The sequence below is a fragment of the Thiorhodococcus fuscus genome (genome assembly GCF_042682685.1).
Lineage (GTDB): Bacteria > Pseudomonadota > Gammaproteobacteria > Chromatiales > Chromatiaceae > Imhoffiella > Imhoffiella fuscus.
In genome coordinates, this window is sequence record NZ_JBHUHX010000013.1 from 43,923 (window position 1) to 56,778 (window position 12,856).

Consider the following 12,856-nt stretch of genomic DNA (forward strand, 5'->3'; position numbering starts at 1 on the left):
ACGTAACGATCTCCTCTCCTGCAGTTAGACGTATGCATGGCACCAATCTACAGTTGGTCACGAATGTCGGGTATTTCGAGTAATGAGTGACGCGCAGGCCCAATTCATCGATGTCGGCGAACTCCGTGTCGGCATGTATATCTATCTGGATCTGGGGTGGATGGGACACCCATTCGCCCTCAACAACTTCAAGATTCTCTCCGAGACTCAGATAGAGACCATTCGCGGACTGGGGGTCAAACGTCTGCGCTGGTCGCCGGAGCAAAGCGATCTGCCGCAGCCTGCCACGACGGATGACGACGGTCCTGCGGTCGGGGACATCTCGGCGGCCGCCGTGCGTCAGCAGCGACTCGATGCCCAGCGTCGCGATCTGGAGCGTTGCGAGCGCGATTTCTCCGATGCGACGCGATGTTTTCGCGATATCCTCAAGTCGGTCGGGACCCGACCGAATCAGGCTCGGGAGCAGGCGGAGGCGATGGTCGGCGGTCTGGTGGGGCGGCTCACGGATCAAGGCGACTCCTTCATTCGGCTGCTGTCCGAAGGGGCGGGCGAGAAGTCGGCCTTGCACGCGATCAATGTGACGGTAATCTCCTTGCTACTCGGCAAACGGCTCGGGTTGGATGCGGACGCACTCCGCGATCTTGGCTTGGGCGCCCTGTTGCACGATATCGGCAAGATTTCGCTGCCCGAGCGGTTGCGTTGGCGTGAACCTGGGTTCACCGCCGCCGAGCGCAACCTGTTCCAACAGCATGTCGTCAATGGGCTGGAGCTGGGAATCCGCATGGGTTTGAGTCGCGAGATCTTGGCCATGATCGCTCAGCATCATGAGTATTCGGACGGCTCCGGTTTCCCCAAGCGCTTGAGCGGCGAGCAACTGACCTATGCGTCGCGGATCCTGGTGTTGGTCAACCATTACGATCAGGTCTGCAATCCGGCCAATCCGGTGATGGCCGTGACTCCGCACAACGCTCTTTCGCTGATGTTCGCCCAAAGCCGATGCAAGTTCGATGCGGCCGTGCTGGAGATGTTCATCCGCATGATGGGGGTCTATCCGCCCGGTTCGGTCGTCCTGCTCACCGACGGTCGTCACGCCTTGGTGGTCTCGGTGAATTCGGATCGGCCTTTGAAGCCTCTGGTGGTGGTTCACGATCCCCGGGTGCCATCCGATGAGGCGCGGGTGCTCGATCTCGAGGATGCGCCCGATTTGGGCATCCGTCAGAGTCTGAAGCCGTCGCAATTGCCCCGCGCCGTGTTCGACTATCTCTCGCCGCGTCAGCGCATGTGTTATTTCTTCGAACGTGCCCGCGATACCTCCTCTTCTCGGGGCGATCGATGACGCCTGTTCACAATGACCAACATCATGGGCGTCTGGACCCGCATCCTTGTGGTTCGAGTTGTCTCTCGACATGGCAGACGCTGCTCGACGGATTGAACGAGGCGGTCTGGATCGTCGATGCACGCGATCTGTGCCTGGTCGCCATAAACCGCGCTGCTGAGGAGCTGTTCGGCGTCGATCACGCCTTGCTGCTCGGCGTCTCTGCGATGGAATTGGCCTCGGTGCCGGAGGACCTCTTGTTCTGGGAGGGGGTCGCGAGCGGGCGGGAGACCGGCTTGCTGTCCGAGACCTGGCTGCGGCGCGTCGACGATTCCCTGGTCGCGGTGCTGCGTCGGGTGAGCCGCATCGACTGTATCCATGGCAACACCTTCTTCGTCGTGAGCGTCTCCGATCTGGATGAGCGCCGTGCCGTCGAGAGCGAGTTGGAGAAGCTGGTCGCCGAACTGCGGGCGACGCTGGAGTCGAGTGCCGATGGCATTCTGGTCGCGGATCTCGACGGTAAGATTCGGGGCTTCAACCAGCGATTCGCCGAGGCATGGGAGCTTCCGGAAGGACTCTTGACCGAGCGCAACGATGCGGGAGTCTATCGCTGGATGCGGGATGCGGTGTCGAATCCCACAGAATACATGGCTCGCGTCGAGGCGATCGAAAGCAACCCCCTGTTGGAGTCCACCGATCTGATCATGTTGCGCAACGGGCAGGTGCTGGAGCGGGTGACCCTGCCTCAGTACGCGCGCGGCCATCCGATCGGCCGCGTCTATTCCTTCCGCAACATCACCCGACGCCTGGTCGATGAAAAGAGCCTCAAGCTCGCCGCTCGGGTCTTCGAGGCCAGTCTGGACGCCATCTTCGTGACCGATCTCGATCTCGGCATTCTGACCGTCAATCCTGCCTGCGAGCGGATGACGGGATTGCATGCCGGTGAAATTGTCGGTCAGTCGCTGATGCGCTTTCTGAGGCTGGGAAGCGACGACCAGCCCGAGCGCTCGATCCTCGACACACTCGATCGTGACGGACTGTGGGAAGGGGAGATCCAGCAGCACAGACACGATGGCGCGGGGTTCCCCTGTCTCGTGTCGCTGGTTCGGGTCTTGGATGTCGATGGCCGTCCCTTTCAGTTCGTCGTCTTTGTCAAGGATCTCTCCGAGGCGGTCGCGGCGCGAGAGCGCATTGAGGAACTCGCCTATTCGGATGCCCTGACCGGGCTGCCCAATCGGGTACGGCTGACCGAGCGCATCGAGTTTGCGATCAAGATGGCTCGGCGCGGGAAGAGTGGCTTCGCGGTGCTCTTTCTAGACCTCGATCGCTTCAAGCAAATCAACGACTCGCTCGGCCATCTCTTCGGCGATCGCGTGCTGATCGAGGTTGCGCGTCGGATCAAGGGCTGTTTGCGCCAGGTGGACACGACGGCTCGACTCGGAGGCGATGAGTTCGTGCTGCTCCTGCATCAGACCGATGTCTTCGGCGCGGAACAGACCGCGCGGCGGCTGATGGAGGTGATGTCCAGGCCGTTCGAGATCGACGGCATGAAGTTCTCGCTTGCCCTGAGTATCGGTATCGCGCTCTACCCTCAGGACGGCGACACCTTCGACGACCTGATCAAGAACGCCGACAGCGCCATGTACCACGTCAAGGAACGAGGGCGCGGCGACTTTCGCTTCTATCAGAGCCAGATGAACGTGGGTCTTCTGTCCCGGATGAAGATCGACCACGCCATGCGCGAGGCGCTCGTGGAGCAGCGCTTTCGTCTCTTCTATCAACCCCAGGTCGACCTCTACAGCGGGCGCTTGGTCGGCGCCGAGGCGTTGGTGCGCTGGACCGACCCGAATCTGGGCGTGATGGCGCCGAGCGATTTTATTTCGATCGCCGAGGAGACCGGTTTCATCGTGGCGCTCGGCGGTTGGGTGCTGCGCGAGGCGATCCGCCAAGGCGAGTTGTGGCAGGCTCAGGGGGTCGATTTGACCATGTCCGTGAACGTCTCTGCGGCTCAGTTCCACCAGATGAATTTCGTCGAATCCCTGGCTCAATGGCTGACATCGAGCCGGCTGCCAGCGAGTCGGCTCGAATTGGAGCTGACCGAGTCGATCCTCATTCAGAATGTCGATGAGACGCTGATTCGGCTGGATGCCCTGGTCGATCTGGGCATCCGGCTGGCGATCGACGATTTCGGAACCGGCTATTCGAGTCTCGCTTATCTCAAGCGCTTTCCGATCCACAAGCTCAAGATCGATCGCTCCTTCGTCCAGGACATCCCTGATGATGAAAGCGATGCCGCGATCTCGACGGCCATCATCAATCTCGCCCACTCGCTCAATCTGAAGGTGATCGCCGAGGGGGTCGAGAACGACACCCAGCGGCGTTTCCTGCTGGACGCCGGCTGCGACGAATTCCAGGGCTATCTGTGCTCGCCCCCCGTCGATCCTGACTCCTTCGTACAGTTGGTCGGCGCCTTGGGGCTGTCCGATACGCGCGATCCCTTGCCGCGTATCGTCGAGCCTTGAGCCGATCTACCCCCGTAGAGATGACCTCTTAAGGTCCTAATCGACCACCGGTTTCGCTTGGTGGAGCGATTGGCGCCCCCACCATCGTGCGGAGAGCATCAAGAGGAACTCCGCATGACCTTCGTCTTCGACAACAGCTACGCGCGTCTACCCGAGCGCTTCTATGCCCGACTTCCGCCCAGTCCGGTGGTTCAGCCCGAGCTGATCAAGCTGAACGTGCCCCTGGCGCGCGCTTTGGGGCTCGACCCGGATGCGCTGAGCGCGCCGGAAGGCGTTGCCGTGTTCGCCGGTAACGCGGTTCCGTCGGGCGCGGATCCGTTGGCCATGGCCTATGCGGGGCATCAGTTCGGCAACTTCGTACCGCAGCTCGGTGACGGCCGGGCGATCCTGCTCGGCGAGATCCTTGCGCCGTCCGGCGAGCGTTTCGATCTTCAGCTCAAGGGTGCGGGGCGCACGCCCTTTTCGCGCGCGGGTGATGGGCGCGCCTGGCTGGGACCGGTACTGAGGGAATATCTGATCAGCGAGGCCATGCATGTGCTGGGTATCCCGACGACCCGCGCGCTGGCGGCGGTGACCACGGGCGAGCCCGTTTACCGCGAGGCACGTATGCCTGGCGCGGTTTTGACCCGCGTGTCACGTAGCCATGTACGTATCGGCACCTTCGAGTATTTCGCCGCGCGTGGGGATCTGGATGCCTTGCGCCATCTCGCCGATTACGTCATCGAGCGTCACTATCCGGAGGCGCGGACGACCGATCGACCCTATCTGGCGCTATTGACGGAGGTGATCGGGCGTCAGGCCGATCTGGTGGCGCGCTGGCTCGGTGTCGGCTTCATCCACGGGGTCATGAATACCGACAACCTTTCGATCGCGGGTGAGACCATCGACTATGGCCCTTGCGCCTTCATGGACGATTACCATCCGGGCACCGTCTACAGCTCGATCGACCGGGGAGGGCGCTACGCCTACGCCAATCAGCCGCGTATCGCCCAATGGAATCTATCCCGTCTGGCTCAGACCCTCTTGCCGCTGCTCGATGAGGATCAGGAGCACGCTCTGAGTCTGGCTCAGGGCGCGATCGACGGCTTTTCCGAGCGTTTCGAGCACGCCTATCTGGACGTCTTTCGGGCCAAGCTCGGCCTGCTCGAATCAGAGGATGCGGATGGCCCGCTCATCACGGGCCTGCTCGATGGCATGGCCGAGACCGGTGCCGATTTCACCAACAGCTTCAGTGCATTGACCCTGATGGTCGAGACGGGTGAAGCGGCGGCTCCGTTTGGCTCGGGCACGGGCGATCCGCTTTCGGAATGGGCCGGGCGGTGGCGTGATCGACTGGGACGTGAGGAGGCGGATTCCAGCGAGCGTCTGGATCGGATGCGTCGTGCGAACCCGCTGGTGATTCCACGCAACCATCGTGTGGAGGAGGCCCTCGACGCGGCGGTCGAGGGCGATTTCGATCCATTCGAGCGTCTGTCGGCGGTGCTCGCCAATCCCTGGGAGGAACGGCCCGAGACGCAGTGCTATGGCGCGCCTCCCGAGCCGCATCAGGTGGTACGGCAGACCTTCTGCGGGACCTGAGGCCGGTTGACCGGGACGGCTCGGCCGCCCCGGTCGTCGGTCAGCACCCCGGCCGGTATCTCAGATCCAGCGTGTAGGGATGCTCGCCGGCCGGTTCCTCCGGTGGTGGGTCGATCGCGCCCGGCGTATGGCCCATCTGACTGAAACGGGCAATGCGCCGACCTTCGGCCTCATAGGCGTTGACCGGGAAGGTGTCGTAGCTGCGCCCGCCCGGGTGGGCGACGTAGTAGGTGCAGCCGCCAAGGCTTCTGCGGTTCCAGAGATCGACGATCTCGAAGGTGAGCGGGTTGTGGCTCGGGATGGTCGGATGCAGTCCGGACGGCGGGCTCCATGCCTTGAAACGTACGCCTGCGACGAATTCGGCCCGTTTCCCCGTCGGGCGCAGCGGGACGCGGCGACCGTTGCAGACCAGGACGTGCCGGTCGCTGACCATGCCGTTCACCTTCACCTGCATGCGTTCGACCGAGCTGTCGACGAAGCGAGAGGTGCCCTGGGCCGTTACCTCTTCGCCCAGGACGTGCCAGGGTTCGATGGCGGCGCGCAGCTCCATGTTGATCCCGTTTTCGGTGACCAGGTCCCCGTAATGCGGGAAGCGGAACTCGAAGAAGGGATCGAACCACTCGGTCTCGATCGGATAACCGGCGCGGCGCATGTCGCAGATGACGTCCTCGAAATCCTGGCGTGCGAAGTGCGGCAGCAGGAAACGGTCGTGCAGCTCGGTGCCCCAGCGGATGGGCTTGCGTCGATAGGGTTCCTTCCAGAAACGGGCGACCAGGGTGCGCAGCAGCAGGACCTGGGCCAGGCTCATGCGCGGATGTGGCGGCATCTCGAAGCCACGGAACTCCACCAGTCCCTGACGCCCGGAGGCGCTGTCCGGCGAGTAGAGCTTGTCGATACAGAACTCGGTGCGGTGGGTGTTGCCGGTGACGTCGGTCAGCAGGTTGCGCAGGATGCGGTCGACGACCCAGGGTTGCGGCACCTCGCCGGGCGGCATCTGCTGGAAGGCGATGTCGAGCTCGTAGAGTCGGTCGTCGCGCGCCTCGTCGACCCTTGGGGCCTGACTGGTCGGGCCGATGAAGAGTCCCGAGAAGAGATAGGACAGGCTCGGGTGGTGCTGCCAATAGGAGATCAGGCTCTGCACCAGGTCCGGCTTGCGCAACAGCGGGCTGTCTGCCGGGGTCGGGCCGCCGAGGGTGACATGGTTGCCGCCGCCGGTGCCGGTGTGGCGTCCGTCGAGCATGAACTTCTCGGTGCCGAGCCGGGCGAGTCGTGCCTCTTCGTAGATGATGTGGGTATCGCGCACCGTCTGGTCCCAGCTCTCGGCCGGATGGATGTTGACCTCGATGACGCCGGGATCCGGTGTGACCGCAAGCTTTTGCAGACGTGGATCGCGCGGCGGTTCGTAGCCCTCGATGATGATGGGCATGCCGAGCTCTGCCGCCGTGTCCTCGATGCACATGGCGAGATCCAGCCAGTGCTCCAGATGGGTCAGCGGGGGCAGGAAGCAGTAGAGTCGGCCCTCGCGCGGCTCGACGCAGAGGGCGGTGCGGATCAGATCCGGATGCAGGTCGGCGCGCAACGCGACCTGGGTCTGCAAGGGCTGGTGCGAGGTGTCGGCCGACGTGAGTCGGCCGTAGCGCGCGGCCAGGTCGCGCGGATTCGCGCCCTGTTCGCGCAGGTTCTGGGGTGTCTGGGTCGGTTCGACCAGACGGCTGTAGCGGCGCGTGACCTCGTCGAAGGGCGAGCGTAGAGGCTCGGTCGGTTCGAAGGGATTGCGTTCGGGGACGGGATCGAGCTCGCTGTCCGGGACATAGGGCAGGGCGTCCAAGGGCAAACGGAAACCCATCGGCGAGTCGCCTGGGATGAGGAAGAGGTTGCCCTCGCGGAAGGTCCAGCGGCCGCTGCGCCAGCCCCCTTCGGTTCCGAATCCCCACCAACGCAAGGGCAGCACGTAGCCCGTGACCTTGTTGAGTCCCTGGTCGAACAGGCGGGAGAGCCGTTTGCGTTCGTTGGGGTCCTTGAGCTTGTTGTCCAGCGGGTCGACGTTGGCCGGCAACCGCGCCTCCTTCCACATGTAATACCAGACGTCCTCGTGCGCCTTGGAGGCATGATCCGGATCGACGCCCAGATGGCGGGCGAGCGTGCGGATGAATGCCTCGGCTTCGGCGGGGCCGTGTCCGTAGCTGGTGTTCTCCTGGCCGAGCAGGCTTGGATCGCGCCACACGGGCTGATCGTCCTTGCGCCAGTAACAGGTGAGCGCCCAGCGCGGCAGCTGTTCGCCCGGATACCACTTGCCCTGGCCAAGGTGCAGCAGCCCGCCGGGCGCGAACCGCTTCTTGAGCCGGATCAGCAGGTCCTCGGCGAGGATCTTCTTGGTTGGGCCGAGCGCGGCCGTGTTCCACTCGGCGCCGTCCATGTCGTCGATGGAGACGAAGGTCGGTTCGCCGCCCATGGTCAGGCGCACGTCGTTGGCCTCCAGTTCGGCGTCGACCTGGTGCCCGAGCGCCTCGATCGCCTCCCACTGCTCGGCGGTGTAGGGCTTGGTGACCCGCGGGTCTTCGTGGATACGTTCGATGCGATTGTGGAAATAGAACTCGACCTCGCAGCGGTCTGTCGCCCCGGCAATGGGGGCGGCGCTACGCGGCGCGGGCGTGCAGGCGAGCGGAATATGCCCCTCGCCTGCGAAGAGCCCGGAGGTGGGGTCGAGCCCGATCCAGCCGGCGCCCGGTACATAGACCTCGGCCCAGGCATGCAGGTCGGTGAAATCGCGCTCGGGACCGGATGGGCCGTCGAGCGATTTGACGTCCGCCGTGAGTTGGACCAGATAGCCGGAGACGAAGCGCGCGGCCAGCCCCAGATGGCGCAGGATCTGCACCAGCAGCCAGCCGCTGTCGCGGCAGGAGCCGCGACGGGTGCCGAGCGTCTGTTCGCAGGTCTGAACGCCCGGTTCCATGCGGATGACGTAGCCGATGTTCTGCTGCAGTCGCTGGTTGATCTCGACCAGGAAATCGACCGTCGGGCGGGGCTTGCGATCGACGCTCGCCAGCCATTCGGTCAGCAGCGGGCCGTCTTCGCTGATCTCCAGGTAAGGCAGCAGCTCTTTGCGCAGATGCGGCTCGTACTCGAATGGATAATCGTGGGCGTAGTCTTCCAGGAAGAAATCGAAGGGGTTGATGGTGATCATCTCGGCGATCACATCGACCTCGATCGAGAGCTTGCGGGTCTTCTCGGGAAAGGTCAGGCGTGCCAGGTAGTTGCCGAATGCATCCTGCTGCCAATTGACGAAGTACGTTTCGGGTTCGATCTTGAGCGTGTAGGACCGGATGGGGGTGCGACAGTGCGGCGCCGGGCGCAGTCGCACCACGTGTGGCGAGAGGCCGACTGAGCGATCGAAGCGGTATTCGGTCTTATGGTTTAGAGCAACCAGAATGGACATCGGGGAGGACTTCCAAAGGCTGAGAGATGGGGAAGACGGCGATGGGTGCGCCAGAGGCCGAGGCCGATGTCAGATTGGCAAGGGTCTCGATCCGATGGGTCTAAGATCCCACAAATGGGTGACATTGTCTTGTCTCCATGCGTGACGGACCTCCATGCATGGAGTCGGGACTGGATCGAGGGCGGTCGGCGCAATGGTCGCGCTTCACAGACGAGCGATCTCCGGTCGCAACCTGTCTGGGGCATGCAGGAGTCGCTCGATGAATGCCTCCGGTGTCAGCGGATGGCCAAGCAGGTATCCCTGGCAGCCGTGGCATCCCTGTAGGGTGAGGAATTCCATCTGCTGTTTCGTCTCGACGCCCTCGGCGATGACCTTGAGGTTGAGGTTGCGGGCCATGGCGATGATGGTGGCCGCGATCTCCATGTCGTTGCGGTCCTGTGGGATATCGCGGACGAAGCCTTGATCGATTTTGAGCTCGTCGATCGGTAGACGCTTGAGATAGGCCAGTGACGAATAGCCGGTGCCGAAATCGTCGATCGAGAGCTTGAGTCCCAGCGCCTTGAGTTCGCGTAGCAGTTCGATGGCCTGCTCGCCTGGGAGCATGATCATGCTTTCGGTCAGTTCCAGCGTGAGCCGCTCGGCCGGCAGGCCTGTCGCGTCGAGTATGGCGGCGACCCGCTTGGCGAAATCCTGTTGCTGGAGCTGTCTCGCCGACAGGTTTACGGCGATCATGATGTCCGGCAGTCCATTGTCGAGCCAGAGTTTGTGCTGCGCGCAGGCGGTCTGCAGCACCCAGTCGCCGAGTTGCACGATGAGACCCGTCTCCTCGGCGAGAGGGATGAAGCGATCGGGGGCAATGAGTCCATCCTCGGGCGAGTGCCAGCGCACCAGCGCCTCGCATCCGATCAGCATCCCGGTCAGGTTGTCGAACTGCGGCTGGTAGTGAAGGACGAATTCCTCGTTGGTCAGGGCGCGCCTCAATCTCGCGTCCAGCTCCAGACGCTCGTTGGCGGCGATGGTCAGGGTCGAGGTATAGAAACGGTAGGTGTTGCGCCCCTGTTCCTTGGCCTGATACATGGCAACGTCGGCGTGCTTGACGAGTTCGGTGACCGATTTGCCGTCGTCGGGGAAAATGCTGATCCCGATGCTGGCGCCGATGTAGAGCACCGGGCCGCTCGGCAGCTCGAAGGGCTCCTGCAGCAGTTGCAGAAGAACGCGCGCGACCTTGCCTGCATCCTCCGGGCGTTCGAGGCTTTCGAGCAATATCAGAAACTCGTCGCCACCCAGCCGGCCAAGCGTGTCCTCTTCCCTCAGGTGTTTGCGCAGGCGCTGTGTCAGTGCCTGCAGCAATTCATCGCCGACCGGATGCCCCAGGCTGTCGTTGACGTTCTTGAATCGGTCCAGATCGAGGAAGAGGACGGCGACGCGACGGCGACTGCGTTCGGTTTGCTCGATGGCGTGATGCAGCCGCGAGAGCACCAGGCGCCGATTGGGTAGATTGGTCAGCGGGTCGAAATGTACCAGATGCTCGAGTCGCTCCTCCGAGCGTTTGATCTGACTGATGTCGGTCATGACGCCGACATAGTGCGTGGGGGTGCCCTGGGGGTCGTAGACGGCGCTGATGCTGAGCAATTGCGGATAGAGCTCGCCGCTCTTGCGCCGGTTCCAGACTTCGCCCTGCCAATGTCCGCTGTTGGTGATGTTGGCCCATAGGGTCTGATAGAAGGAGTCATCCTGGCGTCCGGAGCGCAGGATGCGCGGCGTTTGGCCGCGCACCTCTTCGGCGCTGTAGCCGGTGATGTCCGTGTAGGCTGGATTGACCGCGATGATATTGCTGTCGAGATCGGTGATGATGACCCCTTCGCGGGCGCATTCGAAGACGGTCGCAGCCAGTCGCAGCTGAGTTTCGGCCTTGATTCGGGTCACCGCGAGCTGGGCGAGACAGCCGAACTCAAGGATCAGATTGCATTCGCCCGGTGCTGGCATGCGCGGCTCGGCATATCTCACGCTGAAGTTGCCGATCGGGGCTCCGCTGGCGTCTTGAAAGGGAATCGACCAGCCGGGCACGGGTGCGCTGCTCGGATACCCGGCCGCGCCGTCGCTGGTATCCAGCTCGATCAGCGCCGGATCGTCGTGGTCGGGCTCGACCTTGAACCGGGCCTGTTCCGGGTCGTCGTCCTGGCTGCATGGAAGCAGTCTGTCTTCCAGTACCCGTATCGAGACCTGTGTGTCCCGATAGAGGTCCTCCAGTTGGGTTGCGATTCTGTCCAGAATGTCGACGAGGGGCTGATCCTCGATGAGCGCGTTCAGCACCGTGAGACGCGCGTTGCGCAGCAGCTCGGCCTGCTTGGATTCGGTGACATCGCTCCAGGCTCCGGTCGCCTCGCCGTTCTGACGTTCACCCGGATCGGGGAGGCGCAGTTCGTCGTGGATCCAGCGGATTCGGCCCTGGCTATCCAGTAGGCGATAGTCCTGCACTAGGCTTCCCGTTTCCAGGAGTGTTTCGAGTGCGGCATGGGCCGAGTCGCGGTCGTCCGGGTGCAGATGGGTGGTCCACCAGTCCTGATCCAGTGCCTGTTCGGTGTCGTATCCGAACCGTTGGACGTTATCGCTCACCCAGGTCAGCGGCAGGCCCGGACGATCGAGGCGGCGGGCGTAGAGCACGACCGGGCTGGCGGCCAATGCCATATCGAGCCGACGCGCGGCGGAGCGCAAATTGGCGCGCTCACGGACCAGCTGCGTCTCGTTGAGCACCTTCTCCAGGGTTGCCGGAAGCTTGTGGAGATAGCCGGGATGCTTGGATACATAGTCATTGGCGCCGAGATGGATGGCGCGGGCTGCGATCTCCTCGCTGCCCTGTCCGGTGACCAGGACCACGGGGATGTCCAGGCGGCGCTCGGAACGCAGGATCTTGAGGGTGTCCAGCGCATCGAGTCTGGGCGGATGGTAGTCGAGGATCAGTGCGTCGAAATCGGGTTTGCTGTCGGGATCGAGCGGCAGTCGCGCCAATGCCTCTTCGGCGTTTGCGACTGGAGTCAGATGAATATGGGGGGCGAAGCGGGCTAGATGTCGGAGCGTGAGATCGGTGTCGATGCCGGGATGTTCGGCGTAGAGCACGCGAATGGGGCCTGAACGCGAGGCATGTGCGGCGTCGAAACGCTGTCTGGCATCGCGTAGCGTCGTCGGTAGTCGCTCCAAAGCGGTTACGCCCTTGACGAGATAGTCGTCCGCGCCGGCTCGCAGGGCGGAGATCGCGGCATCCTGGTCGCCCGATCCGGTGATCATCACCACCGCGATTCCCTGTTTCCGCTCCCGAATCCAGGCCAGTAGATCCATGCCGGATCCGTCCGGAAGACGCAGATCGATCAGGGCCAGATCCCAATGCGATCCGTTCGAGAGTCGCTCGACGGCTGCGGCTCGGGTCGGGACCTGCTCCAACTGGATATCGGGGGCGGTTTGCTCCAGCCAACGACGGGTCAGGTCGAGGTCGGCCAGGTTGTCTTCGATGTGCAGGACGCGCATGGGGGTTCAACTCGGCGGATGGTTCAGCAGGCACCGGTAGAGATCGATCTGGGGCGTGACCTCGACGAACGTCTCATGCTTGACCGGCTTGATGTGTAGAAAGGAATGTAGATGCGGTATTCCGCTTTGTTTTGGTCTTCCTCAGCGGTGGTCAGGGTCGCGACCGGATGCGATTGAATGGTGGGGTTCTCGTGCCGTCGACGCAGGGCTTCGCGTCCGTCTACGCAGAGTCGCCTGAGGTCCAAGAGCATCATAAGTGGTTGCGGCTTTTGGGGCTCCCACTGCGGGATCCATTCCTGCGTTGCCGGGCCGTTGTGCGCGTTTTCGACCGGATTGCGCATCATGCTGCGGGCGCATAGGGATGCGGCTGTCCGCTGTCGGTCGCCAGGATTCATTGCGGCAACTCCAGATGGAAGGGACGGTTGCACCCGTGTCTGGTATGTCTTTGGCTCAAATACGTCTACTGATTCGCTGTATCGCCCT

General features: G+C 63.1%; 5 protein-coding genes. 3 read left to right on the plus strand and 2 right to left on the minus strand.

Annotation, left to right across the window (positions count from 1 at the left end; all coding sequences use genetic code 11):
* Positions 1 to 82 precede the first annotated feature (82 nt).
* From ACFSJC_RS06285 to ACFSJC_RS06295, 3 genes are all read left to right on the plus strand, one after another.
* Entirely contained in the window at positions 83 to 1,336 is a 1,254-nt protein-coding gene (locus tag ACFSJC_RS06285) for an HD-GYP domain-containing protein (RefSeq protein ID WP_386024772.1), read from the plus strand.
* Entirely contained in the window at positions 1,333 to 3,837 is a 2,505-nt protein-coding gene (locus ACFSJC_RS06290) for a sensor domain-containing protein (RefSeq protein WP_386024775.1), read from the plus strand. The genes ACFSJC_RS06285 and ACFSJC_RS06290 overlap by 4 nt, the downstream gene beginning before the upstream one ends.
* Before the next feature lie 114 nt (positions 3,838 to 3,951).
* The gene (locus ACFSJC_RS06295) at positions 3,952 to 5,415 is read left to right on the plus strand and encodes a protein adenylyltransferase SelO (RefSeq protein ID WP_386024778.1); all 1,464 of its coding nucleotides are present in this window, start codon (positions 3,952 to 3,954) and stop codon (positions 5,413 to 5,415) included.
* Between the two features lie 40 nt (positions 5,416 to 5,455).
* Here ACFSJC_RS06295 and ACFSJC_RS06300 read toward each other — a convergent pair whose 3' ends face one another.
* Both ACFSJC_RS06300 and ACFSJC_RS06305 read right to left on the minus strand, forming a co-directional pair.
* Positions 5,456 to 8,851 (minus strand): transglutaminase family protein, encoded by a 3,396-nt coding sequence (locus ACFSJC_RS06300; protein WP_386024781.1) that lies wholly within the window; start codon positions 8,849 to 8,851, stop codon positions 5,456 to 5,458.
* 204 nt (positions 8,852 to 9,055) lie between these two features.
* A complete protein-coding gene (locus ACFSJC_RS06305) occupies positions 9,056 to 12,373 on the minus strand; it encodes an EAL domain-containing protein (protein ID WP_386024784.1) in 3,318 nt (1,105 codons plus the stop codon).
* Positions 12,374 to 12,856 lie beyond the last annotated feature (483 nt).